At 68.9% G+C, this 26,701-nt stretch carries 27 protein-coding genes; 12 read left to right on the top strand and 15 right to left on the bottom strand.

Going from position 1 to position 26,701, the window contains the following annotated elements:
- The first annotated feature begins 322 nt into the window (after positions 1-322).
- A complete protein-coding gene (gene asnB, locus ACFVAV_RS22820) occupies positions 323-2,266 on the top strand; it encodes an asparagine synthase (glutamine-hydrolyzing) (RefSeq protein WP_379037201.1) in 1,944 nt (647 codons plus the stop codon).
- Between the two features lie 62 nt (positions 2,267-2,328).
- Here asnB and ACFVAV_RS22815 read toward each other — a convergent pair whose 3' ends face one another.
- Both ACFVAV_RS22815 and ACFVAV_RS22810 read right to left on the bottom strand, forming a co-directional pair.
- Positions 2,329-3,255 (bottom strand): carbohydrate kinase family protein, encoded by a 927-nt coding sequence (locus ACFVAV_RS22815; protein ID WP_379037200.1) that lies wholly within the window; start codon positions 3,253-3,255, stop codon positions 2,329-2,331.
- Positions 3,256-3,440: 185 nt separating this feature from the next.
- The gene (locus tag ACFVAV_RS22810; protein ID WP_019046168.1) at positions 3,441-3,797 is read right to left on the bottom strand and encodes an iron-sulfur cluster assembly accessory protein; all 357 of its coding nucleotides are present in this window, start codon (positions 3,795-3,797) and stop codon (positions 3,441-3,443) included.
- 257 nt (positions 3,798-4,054) lie between these two features.
- Between ACFVAV_RS22810 and ACFVAV_RS22805 the strand changes: the two genes are divergently transcribed.
- Entirely contained in the window at positions 4,055-4,714 is a 660-nt protein-coding gene (locus tag ACFVAV_RS22805; protein ID WP_379037128.1) for a DUF3043 domain-containing protein, read from the top strand.
- Between the two features lie 56 nt (positions 4,715-4,770).
- Here the strand turns inward: ACFVAV_RS22805 and ACFVAV_RS22800 are convergent, their stop codons facing one another.
- On the bottom strand, positions 4,771-4,938 hold the full coding sequence (locus ACFVAV_RS22800) for a hypothetical protein (protein WP_379037126.1): 168 nt from the start codon (positions 4,936-4,938) through the stop codon (positions 4,771-4,773).
- Positions 4,939-5,024: 86 nt separating this feature from the next.
- Between ACFVAV_RS22800 and ACFVAV_RS22795 the strand changes: the two genes are divergently transcribed.
- Positions 5,025-6,020 carry a helix-turn-helix domain-containing protein gene (locus ACFVAV_RS22795; protein WP_379037123.1) on the top strand — a complete coding sequence of 332 codons (996 nt, stop codon included), beginning with the start codon at positions 5,025-5,027 and terminating at the stop codon, positions 6,018-6,020.
- Here ACFVAV_RS22795 and ACFVAV_RS22790 read toward each other — a convergent pair.
- Both ACFVAV_RS22790 and ACFVAV_RS22785 read right to left on the bottom strand, forming a co-directional pair.
- Entirely contained in the window at positions 5,980-6,411 is a 432-nt protein-coding gene (locus ACFVAV_RS22790; RefSeq protein WP_379037122.1) for a hypothetical protein, read from the bottom strand. The genes ACFVAV_RS22795 and ACFVAV_RS22790 overlap by 41 nt on opposite strands.
- Positions 6,412-6,413: 2 nt before the next feature.
- On the bottom strand, positions 6,414-6,860 hold the full coding sequence (locus ACFVAV_RS22785) for a MarR family winged helix-turn-helix transcriptional regulator (RefSeq protein ID WP_379037120.1): 447 nt from the start codon (positions 6,858-6,860) through the stop codon (positions 6,414-6,416).
- Between the two features lie 94 nt (positions 6,861-6,954).
- Here ACFVAV_RS22785 and ACFVAV_RS22780 point away from each other — a divergent pair, with 94 nt between their 5' ends.
- The 4 genes from ACFVAV_RS22780 (at position 6,955) to ACFVAV_RS22765 (ending at position 10,316) form a co-directional block, all read left to right on the top strand.
- Positions 6,955-7,482, top strand: coding sequence for a bifunctional adenosylcobinamide kinase/adenosylcobinamide-phosphate guanylyltransferase (locus ACFVAV_RS22780; protein WP_379037119.1), 528 nt, complete (start codon positions 6,955-6,957; stop codon positions 7,480-7,482).
- 80 nt (positions 7,483-7,562) lie between these two features.
- Entirely contained in the window at positions 7,563-8,633 is a 1,071-nt protein-coding gene (cobT, locus tag ACFVAV_RS22775; RefSeq protein WP_379037118.1) for a nicotinate-nucleotide--dimethylbenzimidazole phosphoribosyltransferase, read from the top strand.
- 88 nt (positions 8,634-8,721) lie between these two features.
- Complete coding sequence (locus ACFVAV_RS22770) at positions 8,722-9,471, top strand: adenosylcobinamide-GDP ribazoletransferase (protein ID WP_379037117.1); 750 nt, start codon at positions 8,722-8,724, stop codon at positions 9,469-9,471.
- 131 nt (positions 9,472-9,602) lie between these two features.
- Positions 9,603-10,316 carry an MBL fold metallo-hydrolase gene (locus tag ACFVAV_RS22765; protein WP_379037115.1) on the top strand — a complete coding sequence of 238 codons (714 nt, stop codon included), beginning with the start codon at positions 9,603-9,605 and terminating at the stop codon, positions 10,314-10,316.
- 52 nt (positions 10,317-10,368) lie between these two features.
- Here ACFVAV_RS22765 and ACFVAV_RS22760 read toward each other — a convergent pair whose 3' ends face one another.
- Together ACFVAV_RS22760 and gcvT are read right to left on the bottom strand one after the other, a co-directional pair.
- Positions 10,369-11,466, bottom strand: a complete 1,098-nt coding sequence (locus tag ACFVAV_RS22760) for a branched-chain amino acid aminotransferase (protein ID WP_379037114.1) — start codon at positions 11,464-11,466, stop codon at positions 10,369-10,371.
- A 26-nt stretch (positions 11,467-11,492) separates the two neighbouring features.
- Positions 11,493-12,593, bottom strand: a complete 1,101-nt coding sequence (gcvT, locus tag ACFVAV_RS22755; protein WP_379037113.1) for a glycine cleavage system aminomethyltransferase GcvT — start codon at positions 12,591-12,593, stop codon at positions 11,493-11,495.
- Between the two features lie 134 nt (positions 12,594-12,727).
- Between gcvT and ACFVAV_RS22750 the strand changes: the two genes are divergently transcribed.
- On the top strand, positions 12,728-14,278 hold the full coding sequence (locus ACFVAV_RS22750; protein WP_379037111.1) for a bifunctional phosphatase PAP2/diacylglycerol kinase family protein: 1,551 nt from the start codon (positions 12,728-12,730) through the stop codon (positions 14,276-14,278).
- 81 nt (positions 14,279-14,359) lie between these two features.
- Entirely contained in the window at positions 14,360-15,025 is a 666-nt protein-coding gene (locus ACFVAV_RS22745; RefSeq protein ID WP_379037109.1) for a nucleotidyltransferase domain-containing protein, read from the top strand.
- Here the strand turns inward: ACFVAV_RS22745 and ACFVAV_RS22740 are convergent.
- The 3 genes from ACFVAV_RS22740 to ACFVAV_RS22730 all read right to left on the bottom strand — a co-directional run bounded on the left by ACFVAV_RS22740 (position 15,022) and on the right by ACFVAV_RS22730 (position 17,106).
- The gene (locus ACFVAV_RS22740; RefSeq protein ID WP_379037108.1) at positions 15,022-15,531 is read right to left on the bottom strand and encodes an enoyl-CoA hydratase-related protein; all 510 of its coding nucleotides are present in this window, start codon (positions 15,529-15,531) and stop codon (positions 15,022-15,024) included. The two genes, ACFVAV_RS22745 and ACFVAV_RS22740, sit on opposite strands and share 4 nt — an antisense overlap.
- Positions 15,498-15,800 (bottom strand): enoyl-CoA hydratase-related protein, encoded by a 303-nt coding sequence (locus ACFVAV_RS22735; protein WP_379037107.1) that lies wholly within the window; start codon positions 15,798-15,800, stop codon positions 15,498-15,500. Before ACFVAV_RS22735 ends, ACFVAV_RS22740 begins: the two co-directional genes overlap by 34 nt.
- A 271-nt stretch (positions 15,801-16,071) precedes the next feature.
- Positions 16,072-17,106, bottom strand: a complete 1,035-nt coding sequence (locus ACFVAV_RS22730; RefSeq protein ID WP_379037106.1) for a hypothetical protein — start codon at positions 17,104-17,106, stop codon at positions 16,072-16,074.
- A 116-nt stretch (positions 17,107-17,222) separates the two neighbouring features.
- Here ACFVAV_RS22730 and ACFVAV_RS22725 point away from each other — a divergent pair, with 116 nt between their 5' ends.
- The gene (locus ACFVAV_RS22725) at positions 17,223-17,474 is read left to right on the top strand and encodes a hypothetical protein (protein WP_379037105.1); all 252 of its coding nucleotides are present in this window, start codon (positions 17,223-17,225) and stop codon (positions 17,472-17,474) included.
- Between the two features lie 52 nt (positions 17,475-17,526).
- Here ACFVAV_RS22725 and ACFVAV_RS22720 read toward each other — a convergent pair whose 3' ends face one another.
- From ACFVAV_RS22720 to msrA, 3 genes are all read right to left on the bottom strand, one after another.
- Positions 17,527-18,636 carry a hypothetical protein gene (locus tag ACFVAV_RS22720; RefSeq protein ID WP_379037103.1) on the bottom strand — a complete coding sequence of 370 codons (1,110 nt, stop codon included), beginning with the start codon at positions 18,634-18,636 and terminating at the stop codon, positions 17,527-17,529.
- A 146-nt stretch (positions 18,637-18,782) separates the two neighbouring features.
- Complete coding sequence (locus ACFVAV_RS22715; RefSeq protein WP_379037102.1) at positions 18,783-20,708, bottom strand: UvrD-helicase domain-containing protein; 1,926 nt, start codon at positions 20,706-20,708, stop codon at positions 18,783-18,785.
- Between the two features lie 156 nt (positions 20,709-20,864).
- A complete protein-coding gene (gene msrA / locus ACFVAV_RS22710; RefSeq protein ID WP_379037101.1) occupies positions 20,865-21,380 on the bottom strand; it encodes a peptide-methionine (S)-S-oxide reductase MsrA in 516 nt (171 codons plus the stop codon).
- A 239-nt stretch (positions 21,381-21,619) separates the two neighbouring features.
- Between msrA and ACFVAV_RS22705 the strand changes: the two genes are divergently transcribed.
- Both ACFVAV_RS22705 and ACFVAV_RS22700 read left to right on the top strand, forming a co-directional pair.
- Complete coding sequence (locus tag ACFVAV_RS22705; protein WP_379037100.1) at positions 21,620-22,015, top strand: carboxypeptidase-like regulatory domain-containing protein; 396 nt, start codon at positions 21,620-21,622, stop codon at positions 22,013-22,015.
- A gap of 110 nt (positions 22,016-22,125) precedes the next feature.
- Entirely contained in the window at positions 22,126-24,081 is a 1,956-nt protein-coding gene (locus ACFVAV_RS22700; protein ID WP_379037099.1) for an FAD-dependent oxidoreductase, read from the top strand.
- Here the strand turns inward: ACFVAV_RS22700 and ACFVAV_RS22695 are convergent.
- Both ACFVAV_RS22695 and ACFVAV_RS22690 read right to left on the bottom strand, forming a co-directional pair.
- On the bottom strand, positions 24,078-24,458 hold the full coding sequence (locus ACFVAV_RS22695; protein WP_379037098.1) for a DUF742 domain-containing protein: 381 nt from the start codon (positions 24,456-24,458) through the stop codon (positions 24,078-24,080). The genes ACFVAV_RS22700 and ACFVAV_RS22695 overlap by 4 nt on opposite strands.
- Positions 24,455-26,401 (bottom strand): nitrate- and nitrite sensing domain-containing protein, encoded by a 1,947-nt coding sequence (locus ACFVAV_RS22690; RefSeq protein WP_379037097.1) that lies wholly within the window; start codon positions 26,399-26,401, stop codon positions 24,455-24,457. The genes ACFVAV_RS22695 and ACFVAV_RS22690 overlap by 4 nt, the downstream gene beginning before the upstream one ends.
- Positions 26,402-26,701 lie beyond the last annotated feature (300 nt).

Genomic DNA, 26,701 nt, shown 5'->3' with positions numbered 1-26,701 from the left:
CGCCCGTTCCGACACCGCTTTCAAGCACGTTTCAGGCCGCCCTCGAGTATTGCCGCTGTGACGCCGGCACACCTGAGAAGGACCTGAGTACTACGCAGCGTAGACCAAAGCGGGCGCTGACTTGTCGCGGGGTCGCATTCGACACTCCGCCGCGACCCCGCCGGATGCGGCGACCTGCGGTTTGCCGCCTCGAGGGCAGCGCGGCGGCCGTGGCGACGGGTTGCGCGCGGCGCGTCGTGCGGGTGTGCGGCATACTCGGACACAGCGTTTGGGCCCGGAAGTGGCCACCCCCATCATCGAACGAGAGAAGGTTGCCGACACCGTGTGCGGACTGCTCGGATTCCTGACAGCTGATACGGCGACGACCGAGGTGGTCGATCAGGTGTACGACGCGCTGCACTGCCAGCGGCATCGTGGCCCCGATGAAAAGGGAACCTGGCACGACGATCACATGATCTTCGGCTTCAACCGCCTCTCCATCATCGACATCGAGCACTCGCACCAGCCGCTGCGCTGGGGCCCCGCGGACAACCCGCAGCGCTACGCGATGACGTTCAACGGCGAGATCTACAACTACCTGGAACTGCGCGAGCAGCTGGCCGCCGAGCACGGCGCCGAGTTCCCCGAGGGCAAGATCTTCGCCACCGACGGTGACGGCGAGTCCATCGTGGCCGCCTTCCACTTCTGGGGCCCCGAGGCCGTGCGCAAGCTGCGCGGCATGTTCGCCTTCGCGATCTGGGACACCGAGAAGAACGAGCTGTTCCTCGCGCGCGACCCGTTCGGCATCAAGCCGCTGTTCATCGCCACCGGCCCGGGCGGCACCGCCTTCGCCAGCGAGAAGAAGAGCGTGCTCGAACTGCTGGACCCGCTCGGTGTGTCCGACGACCTCGACCCGCGCGCACTCGAGCACTACACGGTGCTGCAGTACGTGCCCGAGCCCGAGTCGCTGCACCGCAACATCCGCCGCCTCGAATCCGGCACCTACGCCACCATCGAGGTCGGCAAGGAGCCGAAGACCACCCGCTACTTCCGGCCCGACTTCCGGGTCCGCCCGTTCGCCGAGGGGGCCGCGCAGGCCCGCTACGCCGAGATCGCCGCCGCGCTCGAGGACTCGGTCGCCAAGCACATGCGCGCCGATGTCACCGTCGGCTCGTTCCTGTCCGGCGGCATCGACTCCACCGCCATCGCCGCGCTGGCGATGCGGCACAACCCGAAGCTGATCACCTTCACCACCGGCTTCGAGCGCGAGGGCTACTCCGAGGTCGACGTGGCCGCCGAGAGCGCCGAGCTGATCGGCGCCCGCCACATCGTCAAGGTGGTCTCCCCCGCCGAGTTCGCCGCCGCCATCCCGGAGATCGTCTGGTACCTCGACGACCCGGTCGCCGACCCGGCGCTGGTCCCGCTGTACTTCGTGGCCAAGGAAGCCCGCAAGCACGTCAAGGTGGTGCTCTCCGGCGAGGGCGCCGACGAGCTGTTCGGCGGCTACACCATCTACCGGGAGCCGTTGTCGCTCAAGCCCTTCGAGTACCTGCCCGCCGGGCTGCGCAAGCTGGTGGGCAAGCTCGGCGACAGGATTCCCGACGGCAAGCGCGGCAAATCCCTGCTGCAGCGCGGGTCGCTCACCCTCGAGGACCGCTACTACGGCAACGCCCGCAGCTTCAACGACGCGCAGCTGCGCTCGGTGCTGCGCGAGTTCCGCCCCGAGTGGACCCACCAGGACGTCACCGCCCCGATCTACGCCCAGTCCGCGGGCTGGGACCCGGTGGCCCGCATGCAGCACCTGGACCTGTTCACCTGGCTGCGCGGCGACATCCTGGTCAAGGCCGACAAGATGACCATGGCCAACTCGCTGGAACTGCGCGTGCCGTTCCTGGACAACGAGGTGATGCGCGTCGCCCAGGGCCTGCCCTACGACCAGAAGATCACCAAGGAGACCTCGAAGTACGCGCTGCGCCAGGCGCTGGACGGGATCGTCCCCGACCACGTCCTCAACCGCGCCAAGCTCGGCTTCCCGGTTCCGCTGCGGCACTGGCTGCGCGGCACCGAGCTCTACGACTGGGCCGAAACCCAGATCGCGGAGTCCCAGACCGACCACCTGCTGAACAAGCCGGCCATCCTGCAGATGCTGCGCGACCATCGCGCCGGTGTCTCCGACCACAGCCGCCGCCTCTGGACCCTGCTGGTCTTCATGGTCTGGCACGGCATCTTCGTCGAGGACCGGATCAAGCCGGAGATCCAGGAGCCTGTCTACCCGGTGTCCCTGTAGGACCCCCGAACGACGAACGCCCCCTCGATCTTTCGATCGAGGGGGCGTTCGGCTTCGCGTGACTACAGCAGCGCGGAGACCTCGTCGGCGGCGTCGGCGCCGTAGGCCTTGGTGAGGCGTTCGACGGCCTCGTCCTTGTTGAGGGTCCACTCCTGGGTGCCGGTGGTCTCCAGGACCAGCACGGCGATCAGGGAGCCGAGCTGAGCGGAGCGCTCCAGGCTCAGGCCCGCGCGGTGGGCGGTGAGGAAGCCGGCCCGGAAGCCGTCGCCGACACCGGTCGGGTCGACCTTGGACACCTCGGGCACCACGCCGACGCGCACCTCGGTGCCGTCGGCGTCGACGACCAGCACGCCTTCCGAACCCAGCGTGGTGACCCGGATGCCGACCTTCGCGGTGATCTCCGCTTCGCTCAGCCCGGTCTTCTGCTGCAGCAGGGCCCACTCGTACTTGTTGGTGAACAGGTACGCGGCACCGTCGACCAGTTCGGCCGCCTGCTCGCCGTCGAGGCGGGCCAGCTGCTGGGACGGATCGGCGGCGAACGCGATGCCCTGCGCCTTGGCCTGGCGGGTGTGCGCGACCATCGCCTCGGGGTCGTTCGCGCCGACCAGCACCAGGTCGACCTCGTGCGCGGCGGCGATGGCGGCGACATCGATATCGCGCGCCTCGCTCATCGCCCCGGGGTAGAACGAGGCGATCTGGGCCATCGCCTCGTCGGTGGTGCAGACGAACCGCGCGGTGTGCGCGGTGCTCGACACGTGCACCGCCGAGCAGTCGACACCGTTGGTCTCGAGCCACTGCCGGTACTCGGCGAAGTCGGCGCCCACGGCGCCGACCAGCACGGGCCGCTGCTTCAGCAGCCCCATCGCGTAGGCGATGTTGCCCGCCACCCCGCCGCGACGGATCTGCAGATCGTCGACGAGGAAACTCAGGGACACATGATCGAGCTGATCGGCGAGCAGCACATCGGCGAACTTGCCGGGAAAACGCATGAGGTGGTCGGTGGCGATGGATGCGGACACAGCAACAGACACGAGGCGAGGCCCCTTCGACACTAGGCGCGGAAAGCAAAGAAGTCCGGGATCATCAGATCCCGGACTTCAACGGTAGCAAGCGCTACACCCCGATGGTTCACCTCAACGCAACCACCGCGTTTCCACGGTGGGGCAGCAAACCTCTAGTTGAACGAGTCGCCGCAGGCGCAGGAGCCGGTGGCGTTCGGGTTGTCGATCGTGAAGCCCTGCTTCTCGATGGTGTCGACGAAGTCGATCGAGGCGCCCTGGATGTAGGGGGCGCTCATGCGGTCGACGGCCAGCTTCACGCCGGAGAACTCGACGACGATGTCACCGTCGAGGATGCGATCGTCGAAGAAGAGCTGGTAGCGCAGGCCGGCACAGCCACCCGGCTGGACGGCGATGCGCAGGGCGAGGTCGTCGCGACCTTCCTGGTCGAGCAGCGCCTTCGCCTTGGCGGCGGCAGCGTCGGTCAGCGTCGCACCGTGGGTCTCGGTGGCGGTCTCGTTCTGCACAGTCATGGACACTCCTAAGTCGGCCGGCCCGCGAAACGGACCTCAGGTGCACAGCGCACGACTGATTTCAACACCATCGCGGCGGCTGCTATTCCTATTTTGCCACCCCCGCCACGCAGCGTGGATTCGACCTGGGTGGTTCATCCCACAGTACCTGCCGGTTCGGGGTGATCCAGGTCGCAGGGCAGCGCCGATGAGACCGGGCGCACCGCTGACCGGACCGCATTTCCCGATGGTCGACATCATCGAATAGCCTGGTGAACGTGAAATTGTTCCGTCGCGACGAGTCCAGCACCATCGACGAGTCCGTCGACCCCTCGGTGCCGGACGTCGAACAGACCGCCCCCGCACCCGCCTCCACCACTCCGGGCAAGGGTCGCCCGACCCCGAAAAGGCGTGAGGCCGAAGGCAAACGGCGCGGCCCGGTCGCGCCCGCCCCGATGACCGCCAAGGAAGCCCGCGCCCGCCGCAAGGCGGTCAAGGGCACCAAGGCAGACCGCAAGGCCGCCGCGGCCGACCGCCGCGCCGCCGTGCAGGATCGCCGCGCCAGGATGCTGGCGGGCGAGGACAAGTACCTGCTGCCGCGCGATCAGGGCCCGGTCCGCGCCTACGTGCGCGATCTGGTCGACGCGCGCCGCAACCTGGTCGGCCTGTTCATGCCGATGGCGTTGGTGCTGATCATGTCGATGTTCGTCGCACCGGGTCTGCAGACCATCGTCACCCTCGCGATGCTGGTCATGATGGTGTTCATGATCATCGAGGGCTTCGTGCTCGGCAAGATCGTGAACAACCGGGTGATCGAGCGTTTCCCCGGCACCACCGACACCGGCTTCAAGCTGGGCTGGTACGCGTTCGTCCGCGCCTCGCAGATCCGCAAGATGCGCGCCCCCAAGCCGCGGGTGGGCCCCGGCGACGCCGTCTGAGTTTTCCCCTGTCACGAATGCCGTTCCACCCACCGGGTGGGGCGGCATTCGCGCGTTCAGTGGTGGCCGGGCCGGATGTTGTTCGCATAGCCGGCGATGGCGGCGAGTTCGGCGTCGATCCGCTGGGCGTCCCGGTCGACGATCCCGGTCGACCCGGCGGTACCGCGGCCGATGAGGACGGCGAGTCCGATGATGGCGGCGAGGACGAGCAAGAAAGTAACCATGGCAGAAATTTTGCGCTCGTCGCTTTTCGGCCGAAAGTGGCTGTTCTGTCATTGTGCGTAAAGATTCAGCCAGATAGCATGGGGTGATGCTGTCGAAGGTTGCCGTCGTCCTCAACGACAAACTCGCCATGTTCGAATTCGGCGTCGTCTGTGAGGTTTTCGGGCTCGACCGCACCGCCGACGGCCTGCCCGGCTTCGACTTCCGGGTCTGCGGCGCCACCCCCGGCAAGCCGCTGCGCTCCACCACCCCCGGCGTCTCGGTGACCCCCGAGTACGGCCTCGACGAGCTCGTGCACGCCGATCTCGTCGCCATTCCCGCCTTCCCGTTCACCCTCGGCCAGGGCTACGACGAGCGGGTCGTCGAGGCTGTCCGGGCTGCATCGGACGCGGGCGCGATCGTCCTGACCGTGTGCTCGGGCGCCTTCCTGGCCGGGGAGGCCGGGCTGCTGGACGGCCGCAAGTGCACAACCCATTGGCGCTACGTCGACATCCTCGCCGCCCAGTTCCCCGCCGCCACCGTCGACCCGGACGTGCTGTTCGTCGACGAGGGCAACCTGATCACCAGCGCGGGCACCGCGGCGGGCATCGACGCCTGCCTGCACCTGGTGCGCCGCGAGATCGGCACCGCCGCCGCCAACGGCATCGCCCGCCGCATGGTCGTGCCACCGCAGCGCGACGGCGGTCAGCGCCAGTTCATCGAGCAGCCGGTGCCCGAATGCCGGTCCGAGGGCCTGTCGACCACGCTGGCCTGGCTGACCGAGAATCTCGCCCACCCGCACACCGTCGACGAGCTGGCCGCGCGCTCGAGCATGTCCACCCGCACCTTCGCCCGCCGCTTCGCCGCCGAGACCGGCACCACCCCGGTCAAGTGGCTCACCACCCAGCGCGTCCTGTTCGCCAAGCATCTCCTCGAGGCGACGGATATGCCCCTCGAGCGCATCGCCGACCAGTCCGGTTTCGGCTCCGGCGCCCTGTTGCGCCACCACTTCCAGCGCCAGGTCGGCATCGCCCCCATCGAGTACCGGCGCCGCTTCGGCGCCCCTACCCTCGAGCCGGCAGCCGACGACCGTCCCGCGCATTGAGCGACATCAGCACGATATTGACCGCGCCCGCGGTGAGTTCCAGCGCCTGCACGCCGTAGAAGACCGCCCCGAACCGATCCGTTCCCGCCAGCACCGCGAGCGTGATCGCCGACGGGATCAGCACCAGCAGACCGTTGCCCGCGATGACCGGCATCCGGCGCTTCTTCGCGGCGATGAGCGGATCGGTCGAGCCGCCCGCCAGCCGGAAACCGCTCGCCCCGGTGACGGCCAGCGCGAGCACCAGCACCGGCAGCCCCCACGGAATCGCCAGTTTCACCGCGCGCACGGCGGCTTCGGACCCGAAGAGCTCGGTCAGCACGGTGGACGTCCAGAAGGTCAGGATCGTGAGCAGTCCGATCGCACCGGCGATCGGATGGATTCGAGCGAGCACGGCTACCTCTCCAGAGTGACGATCGCCTGGCGGATCAGGCGCAGGAACACCTCGCGGTCCGCGTCCGAGAACCCGACGGTGGCAAGGGCATTCACCTCGCGCGCCGCCGCGGTGAGCTCCGGGCGCAAGCGCCGCGCCCGGTCGGTGAGGTGGATCAGGGCGCGCCTGCCGTCAGCGGGGTCGGCGGTGCGCCGGATGAGGCCGTCGCGCTCCATCCGTTTGAGCGTGTGCGCCATGGTCGACTGGTCGATCCGGACCTTCGCGCACAACTGCTGCTGGGTGAGGCCCTCCTCCTCGTAGAGGGCGAGCAGCTGGGCGAACTGACCCGGCACCACGCCGTGCGGGGCGATCCGGTCACGCAAGGCCTGTTCCATGAGTCGCGCGAGATGATTGACCACATAGCCCAGCGATGCGCCGCGTTCCATCGGACGCCTGCCGACCGGTTCCATCCCCACCTCCATCGTCGGGTTCGAACCCAGAATACATGGCAAGCCATCTAAATTTCCACCATGGGCGCGCACTGAGGGTTGCTACGGTGCTGACATGTCAGCGCCCACCCGCACTCTCGTCCTCGGCGGCGCCCGCTCCGGCAAGTCCGCCTTCGCCGAGGATCTGGTCGCGGGTGAGGCCGCGGTCCGATACCTGGCGACCGCGGTTCTCGATCCCGCCGATCACGATTTCGCCGACCGGATCGCGGGCCATCGCGAGCGCCGTCCCGCGCACTGGTCGACCGTCGAGAACACCGAGCCCGCAATCGTTCTCGCCGAACCCGCCCCCGCGACCCTGCTCGACGACATCGGCACCTGGCTCACCGCCCGCCTCGACGCCCGCGCCGCCTGGGATGCCCCGCGCGGCACGGTGGCCCCCGACTGCGATGCGCTCGTCGCGGCCGTCGATGCCTACCGGCAGCGGCTGGTGATCGTCTCGCCCGAGGTCGGGATGGGTGTCATCCCGGCGACCCGCTCCGGCCGGTTGTTCCGCGACGAGATCGGCACGCTCAACCAGCGGCTCGCGCAGGTGTGCGACGAGGCATTCCTCATCGTCGCCGGGCTGCCGGTCCGGCTGAAATGAGCCGGGTCGGTCGGCGCGACGCACCGTGATCCGGGCAAGATGAGCGTCGACACCAGGCACCATTGTCGAAAGGCTTCCCAGTGACTCATGGATTCGCGCCGGTAGCGGCCCCGGACGCGCAGGTGCGCGCGGCGGCCGAGCAGCGCCAGACGCAGCTCACGAAACCGGCCGGATCGCTGGGACGGCTCGAGACACTCGGTAACTGGATCGCGGCCTGCCAGGGTGTGTGCCCGCCCAAGCAGTTCGAGCGGGCCCGCGTGGTGGTGTTCGCCGGGGATCACGGTGTCGCCCGGCATGGTGTCTCGGCGTATCCGAGCGAGGTCACCGGGCAGATGGTGGCCAATTTCCTGGCGGGTGGCGCGGCGGTGAACGCGCTGGCCGCGGTCGCGGGCGCGACGGTCCGGGTCGCCGATATCGCCGTCGCGGGTGACACCGATCCGTCGGTCGCCCAGCACAAGGTGCGCCGGGGCAGCGGGTCGATCGACCGCGAGGACGCCCTCACCGACGACGAGGTCACCGCCGCGCTGGCCGCGGGCCGCGCCATCGCGGACGAGGAGATCGACGCGGGCGCCGACCTCCTGATCGCCGGCGACATGGGTATCGGCAACACCACCCCCGCCACCGTCCTGATCGCCACCCTCACCGGCACCGAGCCGGTCGCCGCCGTCGGCCGCGGCACCGGCGTCGACGACGCGGGCTGGATCCGCAAGGTCGCCGCCATCCGCGACGGCATGCGCCGCGCCCGCTCCGTCGCCAAAGATCCCGTCGACCTGCTGCGGGTCGCGGCGGGCGCAGACTTCGCCGCCATGGCCGGGTTCCTGGCCCAGGCCGCGACCCGCCGGACCCCGGTCGTCCTCGACGGTGTCGTGGTCACCGCCGCCGCCCTGGTCGCCGAAGATCTGGCGGCAGGTGCCAAGGAATGGTGGCTGCCCGGCCACCGCTCCACCGAACCCGCCCACGACCTCGCCTTGAAGCACCTGCGCCTGGAACCGCTGGTCGACCTCGGCATGCGCCTGGGCGAAGGATCCGGCGCGCTCACCGCCCTGCCGATCCTGCGCGCCGCCGTCGCCACCCTCGCCGAGATGTCGACCTTCGCGAACGCGGGTGTCAGCACGGCCGACGAGCCGGACACCGTCGACCTGGCCAAGTGACGCCCGGACGGCCTCCGGCGGGCCTGAGCTCGCGGACTCGGTGTGATCCCGCCGGTCGCACCGACGGCCCCGACCGAGGAGTGCCGTCGTGAACAGCGTGCGACTGGCCGTTTCGTGGCTCACCGTTCTCCCGATCACCGGGCCCGCCACCGTCGATCGCCGCGCCGCGGGTCACGCCATCGCGCTCGCACCGCTGGTCGGCCTGCTGCTCGGCGGTGTCGCCGCGGCAGCGATGCGCCTGTCGGTAGCGGCCGGTCTCACCACCCTGCTGGCCGGGCTGCTCACCGTCGGGCTACTCGCCCTGCTCACCCGCGGCATGCATCTCGACGGCCTCGCCGACACCGCCGACGGCCTCGGCAGCTACGGCCCGCCCGAGCGGGCCAGGCAGATCATGAAGTCCGGCGGGGCCGGTCCGTTCGGCGTCGCCGCGCTGATCTTCGCCATCGCGATCCAGGCCGCCGCCTTCGCCGCCCTCGCCGACGAGGGTCGCTGGCCGGCGATCGTGCTCGCCGTGACGCTCGGGCGGGTCGCCGTCGTCCTCGCCTGCCGCCGCGGCATCCAAGCAGCCCCCGACTCGGGTTTCGGCACGCTGGTGGCGGGCACCCAGCCCCTTGCCCCGGTGCTGATCTGGTCGGTGGCGGCCACCGGCTGGTCGGTTTTCGCGGTCCCCGGCAACCTCTGGCTCGGCCCCCTCGTCACCGTCGCGGTCCTCGCCGTGTCGGTGCTGATCACCCGTCACAGCGTCCGGCGATTCGGCGGATTGTCCGGTGACGTGCTCGGCGCTGCGATCGAGATCACGGTTTCACTTGCGGCCGTTGGCTTCTCACTAGCAGGGTAAACCGCGCCCCGCGATGTGAAACCTGCACTGATCATAATTCCGGGGCACCATCGGTTGTGTCGTCCCACAGACCGTCCGCTCATCGGTACTCGGGTGCTCCCCCAGCACACCGGTGGCAATACAGTGATGACATGTCTTCCGAACGCCTCTACTTCCGCCAGCTGCTGTCCGGCCGGGATTACGCCGTCGGTGATCCGATCGCCACGCAGATGCGTAATTTCGCGTATCTGATCGGCGATCGGGAGACCGGCGAGACCGTCGTGGTCGACCCCGCGTACAAGGCATCGGACCTGGTCGACGTCGCGACCGCCGACGGAATGACCGTCACCGGCGTCCTCGCCACCCACCACCACCCCGACCACGTCGGCGGCACCATGCTCGGTTTCACCCTCGGTGGCGTGCGCGAGCTGCTGGAGAAGACCAGCGTCGCGGTGCACGTGAACAAGCACGAACTGGACTGGGTCGCCCAGACCACCGGGATCGCGCCGAGCGAGCTGACCGGCCACGACAACGGCGACAAGGTCAAGGTCGGCGCGCTGGAGATCGAACTCCTGCACACCCCCGGTCACACGCCGGGCAGCCAGTGCTTCCTGTTCGACGGCCGCCTCATCTCCGGCGACACCCTGTTCGTCGACGGCTGCGGCCGCACCGACTTCCCCGGCGGCGACTCCGACGAGATGTTCCGCAGCCTGCGTCATCTGGCCGCGCTCGACGGCAACCCGGTCGTCTACCCCGGCCACTGGTACTCCGAGGCGCCCAGCGCCGAACTGTCCTCGATCCGCGACAACAACTACGTGCTGCGGCCGCAGACCCTGCCGCAGTGGCAGGCGTTGATGCCGGGCTGACAAACGACGGAGCGGGCCCCGTTCGGGACCCGCTCCTTCTCGAATGCCGTTCCTACACCGTGCGCATCCAGCCGTGAGAGTCGGCGAAGGTGCCGCGCTGGATGCCGGTCAGTGTGTCGCGCAGCGCCATCGTCACCGCGCCGGGCTCGCCGCCGCCGATGCTGAATTCACCCTCGGCCGATTTCACCCAGCCGACCGGCGTGATCACCGCGGCGGTACCGCACGCGAAAACCTCACTGATCTCACCGGATTCGGCGCCCTTGCGCCATTCCTCGACCGAGACCTTGCGCTCCTCGACCGGGTAGCCGGAATCGGCGGCCAGGGTGAGCAGCGAGTCGCGGGTGATGCCCGGCAGCAGCGAACCGGACAGTTCCGGGGTCACCAGCCGGGCCTCGGAGCCGGTGCCGAACACGAAGAACAGGTTGTTCGTGCCCATCTCCTCGACGAAGCGGCGCTCGCAGGCGTCCAGCCACACGACCTGGTCACAGCCCTTCTCGGTGGCCTGCGCCTGCGCCAGCAGCGAGGCGGCGTAGTTGCCCGCCACCTTCGCCTCACCGGTGCCGCCGGGCGCGGCCCGCACGTACTCGGTGGACAGCCACACCCGCACCGGCTTCACGCCACGCGGGAAGTACGCGCCCGCCGGCGAGCCCAGCAGCAGGTACTTGTAGGCCGAGGCGGGCTTCACGCCGAGGCCCGACTCGGTGGAGAACATGAACGGCCGCAGGTACAGCGACTCCTCGCCACCGGCGGCGGGCACCCAGTCGGCGTCGACCTCGAGCAGCTGACGCACGGATTCGACGAACAGCTCGTCCGGCAGTTCGGCCATCGCCATCCTGGCGGCCGAGCGGCGGAACCGCGCGGCGTTGGCGTCGATCCGGAAGGTGGCGATGCTGCCGTCGGGCTGACGGTAGGCCTTGAGTCCTTCGAAGATCGCCTGACCGTAGTGGAACACCATGGTCGCCGGGTCCAGCGACAGCGGGCCGTACGGTTCGACCCGCGCGTTACCCCACTCGCCGTCGGCGTAGTCGATCGACACCATGTGATCGGTGAAGAACCGCCCGAAACCGGGGGCCGCCAGTACCTCTTCCCGCTGCTGCGCCGAACGGGGCGCCGGATGCGGAATACGAGTGAACTGTGCAGCGACTGTCATGATGCGATCCTATCCATTGCGCGGAATTACTTCGTTTTGGTGTCGACGAACGGCGGCTTGACCACCTCGCAGCGCAGCCTGCGCCCGCGCACGTCGACCTCCACCTCGTCGCCGGGCTCCAGCTTCGCCGTGGTGTCGAGCAGGGCCAGCGCGATGCCGACCTTCAGCGACGGCGAGAACGTGCCCGAGGTGGTCTCCCCGACCGGTTCGCCGTCGCGCAGCACGGTCTGACCCTGCCGCAGCACGCCGCGATCGAGTGCCTTCAGGCCCATCAGCGTGCGCCGCGGCCCGTCGGCCTTCTCCTGCTCCAGCGCCGCCTTGCCCCAGAACTCCGGCTTCTTCCAGCCGACCGCCCAGCCGGTGCGCGCCTGGTTCGGGGTGATATCGAGCGACAGCTCGTGGCCGTGCAGCGGGTAGCCCATCTCGGTGCGCAGCGTGTCGCGCGCGCCCAGCCCGGCGGGCTGTCCACCAGCCGCCAGCACCTGCTCGGTGAGCGCGCGGAATACCGCTTCCGCGTCGTCCCAGCGCGGCAGCAGCTCGTAGCCGTGCTCGCCGGTGTACCCGGTCCGGCACACCCGCACCGGGCGGCCGTCCCACTCGGCGTCGGCGTAGGCCATGTACTCCATGTCGGTCGGCAGGCCGAGCGCGGCGAGCACCTCGGTCGACTTGGGGCCCTGCACCGCGAACACCGCGTACTCGCGGTGCTCGTCGGTCACGGTGATCCCGGCAGGAGCGACCTTCTGCAGCTCGGCCACCACGGCCGCGGTGTTCGCGGCGTTCGGCACGAGGAACACCTCGTCGTCGCCGACGTAGTAGGCGATCAGATCGTCGATCACGCCGCCGTCGGCCGCGCAGCACAGCGTGTACTGGGCCTTGCCCGGCCGGATCCTGGCCAGATCGTTGGTCAGCGCCGAGTTCACGAACGCCGCCGCGCCGGGGCCCGCGACGGTCGCCTTGCCCAGGTGACTCACGTCGAACAGCCCGACCGTGGTGCGCACGGCGGTGTGCTCGCCGACGGTCCCCCCGTACTGCACCGGCATCTCCCACCCGCCGAACGGAGCGAAGGTGGCTCCGAGCTCGACGTGAACAGCGTGGATGGGGCCCTCGAGCAGCGCGTTGTCGGTCATGGGCCCGAGCTTATCGGTCGATCCCCGCGCCGCGCGAACCTCCCGATTCGGTGGGTAGCCGCTGGAATCGGGGGCATCGTCCTGACTCGATTCACCGAAAGCCGATGTTCGGCAACGGCGGTAAGGTCGTGGCCGTGAGTGAGTTGCCCGGCCGCAGGTTCCGCACGGTCTCCCGGATGGACGTCGTCATGAGCCGGGCGGTGTCCCGGATTCCGGAGTCGTCGGTCGATCGCGGCATGCTGCGGCTGACCAAGTCTGCCAACACCGGTGGCCTGTGGCTGGCGACGGCGGCGGTGCTGGCGGTCAAGCCGGGTCCGCCGCGGCGCGCCGCCCTGCGCGGGGTGCTCGCCCTGGCCGGGTCGAGCTTCGCGGTGAATCTGGTGCTCAAGTCACTGATCCCCCGCCGTCGTCCACCGGCCGAGCTCATGCCGCACAGCCGGCGGCTGGTCGACAAGCCGATCTCGTCGTCGTTCCCGTCGGGCCACAGCGCCAATGCGGCGGCCTTCGCCACCGCCGTCGCCCTGGAGAGCCCGCGCACCGCGCTGGCCGTCGCCCCCGTGGCCGCCGCCGTCGCCTATTCGCGCATCCACACCGGCGCGCACTGGCCCTCCGACGTCCTGGTCGGCGCCGCCGTCGGTACCAGCGTGGCGCTGGCCACCCGCCGCTGGTGGCCGATCCGCGAATCCGACGAGGCCGAGGCGCGGGTGGTGCGCGATGCCCCCGCGCTGGTCGACGGCAAAGGTCTACTGCTGCTGATCAATCCGCGGTCCGGCGACTCCACCTACGACCCCACCCCCGACATCGCCGAGGCGCTGCCCGCGGCGACCCTGCTGCACACCGAGCCCGATCGCGACGCCGCCGAGTTGTTGCAGGCGGCGCTCGACCCGTCGATCGTCGCGGTCGGCGCGGCGGGCGGTGACGGCACCATCGCCGCGGCCGCCGCCGTCGCGCTGCGCAACGAGCTGCCCCTGGTCGTCGTCCCGGCGGGCACCCTCAACCACTTCGCCCGTGATCTCGGCGTCTACGACCTGCGCGAGGTCGCCGACGCGACCGGCGCGGGCGAGGCCGTCGAAGTCGACATCGCCGCAGTGGAATTCGAGACCGCCGACGGTCCGCGCACCCACTACCTGATCAACACCGCCAGCATCGGCGCCTATCCCGATCTGGTCCGCCTGCGCGAGAAATGGGAGGACCGCTGGGGCAAGTGGCCCGCGTTCGCGGCCGCGCTGATCGTCACGTTGCACCAGGCCGAACCGATCCGCATCCGCCTCGACGACCGCTGGCACGATCTGTGGTTCCTGTTCGTCGGCAACGGCCCGTACCACCCGCACGGCGCCGTCCCCGCGTTCCGCTCCCGGCTGGACGAGGGCTTGCTCGACGTCCGGTGGCTGCGCGCCGATGTCCGGTTCTCCCGCACCCGCGCCGTCATCGCGCTGATGCTGGCCGCGATCGGGCACAGCCGGGTCTACGGCGAACGCCAGATGCACGACCTGCCGGTCGCCGTGCACAGTCCCGTCGCGGTGGCCGCCGACGGTGAAGTGGTCGGCACCGCAAGCGATCTGCGCTTCGTCATCGCGGGCAAGGTCGCGGTCTACCGCCGCAACGAGGACAACCCGCGCTGGGAGAACCGCGCCCGCCCGCACCACCGCCGTCCCCTGGCCTGGCTCCTCGACCGTCGTCGCTGATTCCTCACGAACCCGTCTCACCTCGATCACCATCGGCCACAACAACCTTGCGCGGGCCGCGCCGGTGGACATGATGGAGGCATGAGCTCGCCGGACGGTGCACGTCCGATCACCGCAACCGAAGCCGATCGCCGCTGGGACCCGTGGACTCCGAGTGTGGTCGCCGCCCGCCTGAATACCTGCTCCGCACCGTGGGCGGTGGCAGGCGGCTGGGCCATCGATCTGTTCGCGGGCGGGATCTCCCGCGCCCACGCCGACATCGAAATCACCGTCCCCCGAACGGCTTTCCCGGACATCGCGGCCGCGTTCCCGGAGTACGAATGGGACATCGTCGGCGACGGCCACCTCTGGCCCTACGCCCACGCCGCCGACCGCACCGACCTCCACCAGACCTGGCTGCGCGACCCGTTCACCGGTGCGTTCCACCTCGACGTCTTCCGCGAACCGCACCGCGGCGACACCTGGATCTGCCGGCGCGACCCGGCGATCACCCTGCCCTACGCCGAACTGATCCGCACCACCCCGTCCGGCATCCCCTATCTGATCCCGGAAGTCGTCCTGCTGTTCAAGGCAAAAGCCAACCGTGCCAAGGACGATGCCGATTTCCGCCGGGTCCTTCCGCTCCTGACCCAGGCCCGGCGAGCCCGCCTGGCGTCCTGGCTGGCGCGAGTCCATCCTGATCACCCATGGCTGAGTCCTGAAGAGGCTGTGAAATCGGCTGGGGTGCGACGTCAGTACTCGGACTAATCGCGCCAGACGGGTGAGCGCTTCTCCAGGAAGGCCGCCATCCCTTCCCGGGCGCCGGAAAGTTGAGCGGCGGCGGCCATGACTTCCAGCGCGAGGGCGTAGGCGTCTGCTTCGGGGCGGTCGAGTTGGCCGTAGAGCGTGCGTTTGCCGAGTGCCTTGCTGGCCCGGCTGCCCCGAGTAGCGCGGGCGAGCAACTCGTCCACCGCGGCGTCCAGTTCGGCGTCAGGCACCGCCCGGTTGATCAGGCCCCACTGCTCGGCGGTACGGGCATCGATCGGGTCGCCTGTGAGAGCCAGCTCCATCAGGCGTTTACGGCCGACGGCGCGGGCCACCGGCACCGCGGGGGTATGGCAGAACCAGCCGCCCTTGCCGCCGGGGAGCGCAAACCCGGCCGATTCCGCGGCGACCGCAAGATCACAGGAGGCCACCAGCTGGCAGCCTGCGGCCGTGGCCAGGCCGTGCACCCGGGCGATCACCACCTGCGGCACCGATTGAATAGTCGACATGAGTTCGGTGCACAGCGTGAGCAGTTCCCGCACGCCGAGCAGGTCACGCGCGGCGACGTCGGGAAATCGTGTCCCGCGGAGAAGACCGGACCGCGTGCCCCGAGCACTATCCCGGTGGCGTCGGTCTCGCCGGCGGCCTGGAACGAGGCGAGCAGCTCGGCCAGATGCTCACCCGACAGCGCATTGCGCCGATCCGGCCGGTTCATGGTGATGCGCACCGTGTCGCCATCCCGCGCGACAAGCACGTGCTGGTACTCCAAGGCGGTCATATCTCCACCGTAGCTCGCTCCGGGCAACGACACCTCCCGGAGTTCACGGCTGTCCTTCGCCCGGCGGCTTCGCCCCTCCGGGGGCTTGCGAACCGGTCTGCCCGGTCGAGGCGATCTACGCTTGACACCAATCTGGGGATCGCGCCGCGCCTGATCCCTGATGCCGTCGAGGCTCTCCTCGACTTTTCTCCGGCGCCACTGGGGACCGCCGATGCCATCGATTGCCCTATCGGCGATCAGGGCTCAACCGCAGCAGCCTGACCGGATCGGCTCAGCCGGGCAGTCCGCACCATCCCTGCCGATAGTCGGCCCAATCCTGGGGCCTGGCAGCGAAATCCACGTACAACGCCACCCCGAAGTTCGCGCGGTCGACATCGGCCCGCGTGAGCCCGAGCCGAATCCCGCGTACCGCGGCGGCCACCGTCTCGGCCGCACCGTGATGCCCCGGATCGTCGGCCCAGAACGCGGGCGCCCCCATCAGCAGATCCACCTCCTGCGGGGTCACCTCCGCTGCCAGTTCGGTCTGCTGCGCCAAGTACCCGCTGTAGAGCGCCTCGGTCGGCATCGCGGTGTCGTAGGACATCACCGCCACCTGGTCGACCCGGCGCGCCACATCGGCGAAATAGGCTTGGCTCCACCACTTCCCGTGATCGGCGACCGCGAGCCCCACCGAGTGCAGGCCCGGCAGCGGATCGATGACGGGCGCCGACACCGACAGTGGCACTCGCGCAGCCGAGGTCACCGCTTTGGTCGCGTCGAGCAGCGCGAGGAATCCCGGCGACCCCGACCGCACCGGCTCCAGGTCGTAGTGCACGCCGTCGAATCCGTACGCGAGCACCCGCCGCGCGGAAGCGACCACTCGCTCTCGCGACTGCGCCGATTCCACATCCAGGCCGTCGAATTCGGGCTGCACGACATCGCCCAGCCACGACTGCACCCGGATGCCGGGCACCTTCGCGTGCACCGCGTCGACGAACCATTGCGCCCGCGGCGCCAGCTCGTCGCGCAGACTCCCGTCGTGCTCGAGCGGACCGGTGTGCACATACAGGTCACGAATTCCGGTGCCCACCAGCACGGTCGCCAACTGGTCGACATCGGCATCGGTCTTGCGCCCGTCCACCCACGCGTGCCCGAGCCAGAACGCATCCTTCCCCCTGGTCCGCGCCTGGGCGGACTGCTCACCGATGTTCTGGGCCAGCAGGTACGACACCGCGACGACGACCGGCGACGACACCACCACGAGCAGCACGAGCGCGACCACCGCACCGCGCACCCACCACGACCACCCTCGCCACTTCCCCCGCATCCGACCTCCCCATCGTTCGAGACTCCGAGATTACCCGCAGGTACCGGTCGGCAGATTTCCGGCAAACCGCCCAGCCGTGAAACGCTGTGCGCCGCTGCACAACTGATCGGAGCACCATGAAATACGCCGTCACCCTCGGATCCGCCGCCGTCGCGGCCTTCGCCTTCGCGATCGCGACACCGACCGTGGCCACCGCACAACCGTCCGGCAACTGCCACAAGTCCTACTCTCCCTGCCTGCCCATCGTCAGCGATGTGGACTGCGAAGGCGGCAGCGGGAACGGCCCCTACTACACCGGGCGCGTCCAGGTGATCGGCCCCGACGAGTACGGCCTCGACCGAGACGGCAACGGCGTCGGCTGCGAGTAGTACGCGAAAGGGGCGTGCGATGTGGTCATCGCACGCCCCTTGTCGATGTCGATCAGCGGTTCTCTTCGGGCCCGCCGTAGCCCTCACCCGGCTTGCCCAGATCGGGGCCGGAGCCGGGACCACCGGGCGTTCCGTAGCCCGTTCCCTGGCCGGGGCCGCCGTAGCCCTGATCACCCTGGGCCGGGCCGCCTTCCGCCGGACCGCCGTAACCGGGGCCACCGGAGCCTGGCTGACCGCCGGACCCCGGCTGACCGGGCTGTCCTGGGTATCCGGGCTGACCGGGCTGACCGGGGTATCCCGGCTGACCGGGCTGACCCGGGTATCCCGGCTGACCGGGCTGACCCGGGTATCCCGGCTGTCCCGGCTGACCGGGCTGTCCCGGATACCCTGGCTCACCCGGGTACCCCGGCTGACCGAATCCGCCTGCGGGCCCGCCGTACTGCGGGTATCCCGGTTCCGGCGTAGCTGCCGCGCCGACCACCGGTCCGCCGGTCACCACCCGGTACGCGTAAGTGGAGGCGATGATCGTCAGCGGCACCGTCACCAGCAGGCCGAGGCCGCACAGCAGCGCGCCGACGATATTGATACCGAACAGCGCCAGCGCCAGCAGCAGCAACGGTCCGGCATTGCTGGAAATCGCCGAGAAGCTCGATTTGATCGCCGAGATCGCGTCCTGATCGCGATCGATCACGAACTGCATCGTCCACCAGGTGAAGAACGCGATCACCAGACCCGGCAGGATGCACAGCAGGAAGCCGATACCGGTCGCCAAACCGACCAGAATGCCCGCCAGGATCACCGCGCCGACATTCGTGAACTTGAAGAAATCACCGAATCCCGGCTTGCGCCCATCGGTTTCGTGCAGCGCGCCACGCACGAACGCGGCGGAGATCAAATAGCCGACGATGGCGCTGACGACCGTGCCGATGAACTGCCAGATACCGAATCCGATGCTGAAGTCACCGTCGGCATCGGTATCGGTCGTATTACCCAAACCGAACAGGAAGTTGATCGCCACCTGGATGATGAACGCGATGAGCACGATGGCGACCCACACCACCGCGTTGTTCTTGAATTTATCCCACCCGTAACCGATGGCGTCACCGACACCGAGTTTCGGCCCCGCCGGTGGATACCCGGGTTGCTGCTGTCCATACGTCATCCGAATCGCATCCCCTCACCTTGTGCGACGACCGAAGCCGCCGATATGAGTCTTCCGATCCGACGCCACGGTCACGCCGACACACCCGATCATTTCACACCACCCACCCCAAGTCCGGTTTCGTACACCAAAACCGGCGAATCGCGTTATCCCGTCACAACACCGAACCACACATAATCACGTGCCCTGGTCAAGGCCACCATCGTCTGCCGGGCCACCAGCTCGGCGTGATCCCGCTCGATACCATCCGCCGGGACTTGCGGACGTTCTGCGATGTGAAAGACCGCGGCGAAATCGAGCCCCTTCGCCCGATGAACGGTCCCGATTTTCACCGCATCGTGCTGTGTGCCGTCATAGCTGGTGAGCAGGCAAGTGGAGAAACCTGCCCGTTCCAGCCTGTTCTTGATGTTGCGCACGTCCGCCCTGGTCGCGACGAGCACAGCCACGTCGGTCATGTTGACCGCCTTGACCGCCCTGACCAACTCGGTCTCGACCGCGAAGCGCACTCCCGTGAACGTCTCCACCGTGCCGTCCGGCAGCACAGCCTGGCTGTCGCGCAGCGAAACGCCGGTGCCGCCGTCGAGGTCGTCGACGATATCGGTGGCGTCCACGTCTTTGGCATAGGCGTGGATGGCGGCGCGATTGCGGTAGTTCACCTTCAGCACGGCGCCGCGGCCGACGATCGGAATAGCGGCATCGGAGAGCCGCCAACCACCCGGATACACCTGCTGCTGACCGTCACCGACCAGAAGCAGCTGCGAGTTCGGCCGACCACCCGCGATCTGATGTACCAGCCGGAGCTGGGTCAACGTGAAATCCTGTACCTCGTCGACAACCACCACACCGTACGGGTCGGCGAGCGGCCGGGCCACGAGCTCGTCGAGCGCCCGTTGAATCACATCGTCGAAATCCCATATCTGGTTGTCGTGCAACAGGTTCTGATACGGAAGGTAGATCGAGTTCCAGACGATCGCGCGACGATTGCCATCCAGGCGTACCCGATTCCGACCCGGCCGATCGATCGACTGATATTCCGCGAGATCGGCAATTCCCCGGCCTTTGATCACCCGGCTGACTTCGTCGGCCCAGTACCGCCGTTCCGTCCCCCTGACATCGGCGAGCAGAGCTCCCGATTTCGCCCACACCTCGTTCATCGCGCCGCGAGAACCCTTGGCGTTCAACGGCACGTCGATTCCGCGCTCACCCAGGAATTGATTCGCCCACTTGTGCAATCCGGTGAACTCCGCCCGCGCACCGACTTCCGGCGCGATCCGATCAAAACCCGATCGATGATAGGCCGGAAGCGTTCTCACGAAACTCGTGAACAGAATCCGCCCGGGCTCGCGCTTGGCGAACCGCGCCATCCTATGCAGCGCAACCACCGTCTTACCGGTCCCAGCGGGCCCGCTGAGCCGCGCCGGCCCGTTGAAGTTGCGGTGCACCAGAGCCAACTGCTCGGGATCGAGGAAGGTCATCCAGTCGGCGAACGGCCGCCGCAACATCCGCTCGCGCTCGTTCACCCGCAGTTCGTCCCCGGTGAACAGGCCCTCGGCTACCGTCTGCTCCGGCACCGGCGCATCATCGGTGCTGATCAGGACGTATCTCGACGCGCGCCGGACAACGGTATCTACGACCGATCGAGCCCGCGTGGCGGTGAGCGCCCGATCACCGGCCAGAGCGCTCCCCACCGTCGTCGCATCGACCACCGTGACGCGCCCGTCCGCCCATGGCACCGCCCTGGGCAACGCCACCAGCACGCGCACCGTGTGCGGCACGAACGCACTCCCGGCCGATTCCAGCCCGGCGAACACCTCCTCGGCCTGTCGCCGCACCGCCTTCAGCACCGCTTCCGGAGGAACCTCGTCGGCGAAGAGTACGGCGAACGCCCCGGTCCGCCCGACGAGGAACGCGCCGACCCGCCCGCGCACAGGTTTCGCGACAAGGACGTGCCACCCATGTTCCATCAGCGGAACAGACAGCACAGTGCGCTGCTCCCGCCCGAGAAACGGCACAGCCGCCAGCTGTTGCTCGACCCAATATCTCCGTCGATCCCGCCCGATGCCAGCCATCATTCCCCCAAGATCTGATGCACGGTTGCGGATCCCAGGGTAAGCGAAAATGCACATTTCCCGCTGAATCATGCTCAGAATCAACAGGATTCAGCGGGCTGGCTAGTCCCGGGCAGGCGGAACGCCCCGGCAGGAGAGCCGGGGCGATCGGGGGCGGAGTTACTTGTCCGCGTTCTCCCGCTTGGGCAGCTTCCAGCCCGGCCGGGGGAAATGGCAGGTGTACCCGTCGGGATAGCGGATCAGGTAGTCCTGGTGTTCGGGTTCGGCGTCCCAGAAGGTGCTCGCGGGGGTCACCTCGGTGACGACCTTGCCCGGCCACAGGCCCGATGCGTCGACGTCGGCGATGGTGTCGATGGCGGTGCGGCGCTGGTCGTCGTCGAGGTAGAAGATGGCCGAGCGGTAGCTCGAACCGATGTCGTTGCCCTGGCGGTCCTTCGTGGTGGGGTCGTGGATCTGGAACAGGAACTCGAGCAGTGCGCGGTAGTCGGTCTGCGCCGGGTCGTATTCGATCTCGACGGCCTCGGCGTGGCCGGGGTGATTGCGGTAGGTGGGGTGATCGTTGCTGCCGCCGGTGTACCCGACCCTGGTGGACAGCACTCCCGGCTGCCTGCGGATCAGATCCTGCATGCCCCAGAAGCATCCACCGGCCAGAATCGCCTTATGGGTTTCGGTCACGCGTCCTCCTTCGTAGAGCTCCACGGTCGCACAGAACAGCCACAACCGCCTCTATGGAACTCCGATTTCGGGCCCGGAATTCCCACCAGTAAGCTCGCCGCGCAAGCGATACCTCATGAACGTCCGTGCGTGTCCCAGAGTCACCGAGGAAACAGGAGGAAGTCGGCGAAATGCCACGTAGCGTCGTTGCCCGGAGTTTGACGATCGGATTGGCCGCAGTCGCTGTGACAGCAGGCGCGGTGAGCAGCGCGGGAGCCCATCCCAGCGGTGCCTACACGGTCGAACAGATCTCGACCTGCGAAGTCAGACAACCGCGACAAAACGACCTACGCCTACGTCCGCCTAACCCGGCCGCCACCGGCCAGATCGACGCCGTCCTCATCGCCTCGACCACCCGCACCCCGATCGCGGGCGGCAAGGTCGCCCTCACCGGCCTCGACGCGTGTGGCGACACCATCCACCGGCACCTGTCGACCGGTGCGAACGGCCAGGTCAGCTTTCGCGGTCTCCAGCCCGGCCGCTATCGGGTGACGGCCTACCCCGGTGTGCGGAAGACGCAGTCCACGGCCGACGTGGAGCTGTCCACCCCCACCCTGAAAACGCTCCAGTTCACGGTCGCCACGAACCACGACTAGCGGCCGATCGGGCCGGGCGCTCGCCGCCCGGCCCGAAACCCGTTGACACCCAGCGCGGCCGCACGCCCCGTGATAGAACTCACCCCAGAGTAAGAAGGGGTGGTTTCCGCATGGAACCAACGGCCGAACAGCGGGCAACGCTGGGTTTGATCTGTGACACATTCCTGCCGGGTGACGGGCTCGAACTACCGGCGGCGACCGAGCTGGGCACGGTCGACACGATCTTCCGGATCCTGGGCCGCAATCCGCGCGAAGCCGAACAGAAGCAGTTCGCAATGCTGTTGGGGCTGTGGGACTCCCGCGCTTTCGGCCTGGTGACCGGCAGCGGATTCCGCCGGTTCTCGTCGCTGTCGCAGGAGCGGCGCGAGGCCGCGTTGCTGCGGCTGGCCGATTCCGGGCTGGCGCCGGCCAGGGCGGTGTTCCAGGCACTCAAGCAGGCGTCACTGCTGGCCTACAACGTGACCCCCGGCCCGACCGGGACGAATCCGCTGTGGGAGCAGATCGGCTATCCGGCCCCGACCGGCCCGTCGGCGAACGCGCCCGCGCCCGCGCTCACCCCGCAACGGTTCACCGAATCGACCACCCTGGACTGCGATGTCGTCGTGGTCGGCTCGGGTGCGGGCGGCGGCGCCGCGGCGGCGGTACTGGCCGAAGCCGGGCTCGACGTGGTGGTGCTCGAACGCGGAAACTATTACGACGACAAGGATTTCGGCAACGGTGAGCTCGATGCGCTGACCAGCCTCTACGCCCCTGGTCCCGCGGCGTCGACGGAGGGCCAGATCACGCTGGTGGCGGGCACCTGCCTCGGCGGCGGCACCGTCGTCAACTGGAGCACCTCGCTGCCCACCCCCGACGCGGTGCGCAAGGAGTGGGCGGAATCGGGTGTCCCCCAGTTCGCCGACGACGAGTTCGGCGACGCACTGGACGCGGTGCAGCGCCGCATCGGGGTCACCAGGACCAGGTCGCCGCTCTCGGCGCGCGACGGCATTCTCGAACGCGGCGCCAAAGCGCTCGGCTGGGATGTCGACACCTTGCCGCGCAATGTCGGCGATGCCTGTGACGCCGCGGTCGAATGCGGTCGCTGCGGGTACGGGTGCAGGCTCGGCGCCAAGCAGTCGGTGACCAAGACCTGGCTCTCCGACGCCGCCGCGCACGGTGCGCGCCTGGTGGTCGACGCCGACGTCCGCACCATCACGGTGAAAGCCGGTAAGGCGGAATCCGTGTCGGCGCGGACCTCCGACGGCGTCGAGATCACCGTGCGGGCGCGCGCGGTCGTTGTCGCCGCGGGCGCCATCCAGACGCCGGCGCTGCTCCAGCGATCGGGCTTGCGCAACAAGAACATCGGCCGCCATCTGCGCCTGCATCCCGCCGCCGCGGTGTTCGGGGTGTTCGAGGAGGAGATCCGGCCATGGGAGGGCGCGCTGCAGGCCCGGATCAGCAGGCACCACGCCGATCTCGACGGGAACGGCTACGGCGTCATCTACGAGACCGGACCGATCCACCCGGGCCTGGCGACCGGGTTCATGAGCTGGCGTGGCGCGGCGCAACATCGCGCCTCCATGCTCGATTTCGCGCGCACCAACTCGATCGGGGTGATCACCCGCGACCGCGATCCGGGCACCGTGTCGATCGACGGCAGCGGCGAGCCGGTGGTGAAATACCGCCTGTCCGGCTACGACGCCAACCACCTGCACACCGGCATCGTCGGCGCCGCATCCGTATTGGAAGCCGCAGGCGCGCAACGCATCTACTCCGGTCATCAAGCCGGCGTCTCGTTCGAACCCGGCCTCCGCGGTTCGCTCGCGGAGTTCGACGCGGCCTGCAAGAAGGCCGGTTACGGGCCGGGCCAGTGCTCGATGGGCGCGCTGCACATCATGGGTTCGGCCCGCATGGGTGGCACGGCGGAACTGTCGGCGACCAACCCGGACGGCGCCACCTGGGAGGTCGGCAATATCGTCGTGGCCGACGGGTCCAGCTTCCCCACCGCGCCCGGCGTGAACCCGATGGTGACCATCGAGGCCATCGGCTACATGAACGCCAAGCGGCTGGCGGCCGAGCTCGCCTAGCTGTCGACCCGGCGGATCCCCGCGAGGACGGCCCGCAGCACGTCGAGGTCGGCAGTGCCGACCGTCCGGTGCTGCGGGGCGCGGGCGACCAGCCTGCCCTCGTCGAGGAGGTCGGCGATGAGCACCTTGGCCAGGTTCAGCGGCAGGCCGAGGTGGGCCGACACCTCGGCCACCGCCATCGGCGTCCGGCATAGTTCGACGATCGCGGCGTACTCGGGTTCGGTGCGCCGTAAGCCGGTGCCCGCACCGGCGTCGACCAGCAGCGTCGTGAGGTCGAGTTCGTCGCGCTGGGTCCGGCCGCGCCCGCGGGTCACCGCGTAGAGGCGCACGATCGGCCCCGCGTCCTCCTCGTACCAGTGTTCGCGTTCGTCACTCATGCGCGCGGCGAGACGGCGGGGAACTGACCGGAGATCGGCGAGGACTGATCAGCGGCTTCGGCCAGCGCCGACGGGATCAGCACGACCGCGCGTACTCCGCCGTAGTCCGATTCGGCCAGCCGCACCGAGATATTGTGCCTGCCAGCCAGTTTCGCGACCACGAACAGTCCGAGCCGCGAACTGCCGGATAGTGTCGCCACACTGAACTCGGGTGGGTCGGCCAGCACCGCATTACGTTCGGCGAGTTCGGCTTCCGACATGCCGAGGCCCTGGTCGATGACCTCCACGGCCACCCCGCGCCCGACCACGACCCCCGACACGATGACCTGCGCCTCCGGCGGCGAGAACGCCGTCGCATTGTCCATCAGCTCGGCCAGCAGGTGGATCACGTCGGCCACGGCGTGACTGGCGATGCGCACCTCGGGCATCGGCTTGGTCTGGATCCTGGTGTAGTCCATGCTTTCCGCGATCGCGCCGCGCACCAGGTCCACCAGCGCTACCGGATTGCGCCAGCGCCTGCCCGGCTGCTCGCCGCCGAGGATGATGAGGTTCTCGGCATTGCGGCGGGACCGGGTCGCGAGATGGTCGAGCTGGAACAGCAGTTCGAGCTGGTCGGCATTGGCTTCGTCGCGTTCGGCGCGGTCGAGCAGGGCGAGCTGACGGTGCACGACCACCTGGCTGCGGTGGGCGATATTGAGGAACACCGTATTGATGCCGGCCCTGGTCTGCGCCTCGGCGACGGCGGCCGAGACCGCGGCGAGGTGGGCGCGGTTGAACGCGGCCGCGACCTGGCCGAGTTCGTCGGAGCCGAAGTCGAGCCGGGAGGACTCCTGCTTCGCCTCGACCTTCTCCCCCGCGGCGAGCCTGCGCATGAGATCGGGCATCCGCTCGTCGGCCAGTTCCAGGGTGTCGTGGCGCAGTCGTTGCATGCGGGCGATGAACCGGTTGGCCAGGAGCAGTGCTATCAGGAACGCGACCACCGCGAACAGCGCGACGACCGCGCCGCCGAGCAGCGCGTTGCGGCTGTCGGTCTCGCCCTGCTGCCGGGCGATGGCTTGCGCGTCGACGCTCTGGCCCAGCCACAACTTCTGCAAGGCGAGATTCACCTGGCGGGAGGCGTCCTGCCATCCCGCCAGGCTCAGCGGTAGCGACGCATCACCGCGATCGCTGGTGACCGGACCGCGCGACACCAGCGCGTCCTGCATCGACACCACCTGCTGCCAATCCTGACTCGCGGTGATGGCATCGAGTTGCGCGCGCCGGGTGCCCTTCAGCACCGTGGCGGAATAGGCCACCTCGCCCCGGAACTCACCGACCCGGCGACCGAAATCGAGCAGTTCGGCGGCCGACATCCGGCCGTTGGTCAACGCTACCGAGCCCAGGGTGTCGGCCTGCGAGAGCGCCTCGGCGGCCCGCAACTGCTCCACGGCATAACCCAATTCGATGCCGATCTTCGCGTCCGGCGCCACCCGGGCCGCCAGCACGGACGCGGCGACGATCGTGCCGATCACCTGGGTGAAGAAGGTGAATACCTCCCCGGGTGGGAGCTGCAGCGTGTCGACGCCACCGCGCACGGTCGGCACCATGGCGAACAGCTTGTTGTAGCCCTCGATGTCTTCCCGGGAGCCGTCCGGATTGAGCGCGCGAGCGGCGTCACCCTTGGCGATCACCGCGGCCAGCGCCTCGTCGGAACGCTGGCGGGCAGTGACCAGGGCAGGCGTGGACGGCGGATCACCGGCCAGGCGCAGCAGCGATAGTCGGCGTTCCTCCTGGAACGCCGAGACCATCAGGGTCGCGGGCGCGCTGGTGCTGGCGGCCAGATCGGCCCATTCGGTGGATTCCCGCGCCGAATCCACCAGGTAGACCGCCGTCCCACCCCCGATGGCCAGGAGAACGACACTGGAGCTGAGCACGATCGACAGGAGCCGGGTCCGCACGCTCACCCGGCCGCGAACACCGCGCCCGCCCCGCGAGTTCCCGAGCCATGAGCTACGCCAGATCTTCACACCGAATCTTTCCGCTCCCGGAGCCGCCCCCGGCCCTCCGCTGCGTGCCCGTATCGGGCGAAACCAACAATTCGGCACGCTTGTCTTCGCGCAGAGATTAGCCGACCCGCCGCGCCGGTGCGCGATTTGTGAATGAACCCAAAAAGCGGATACCCCAAGCAAACTCGCAGCTTACGAGTACCCGACGCCCGCAGTGCCCCGACTCTCCACGGCGCGGCCGCACCCCGCGGTCCGAGC

It is taken from the genome of Nocardia sp. NPDC057663 (assembly GCF_042799895.1).
Taxonomy (GTDB): Bacteria; Actinomycetota; Actinomycetes; order Mycobacteriales; family Mycobacteriaceae; genus Nocardia.
Note: the sequence above shows the minus strand (reverse complement) of the source record. Positions and strands in the feature narration are given on the sequence as shown.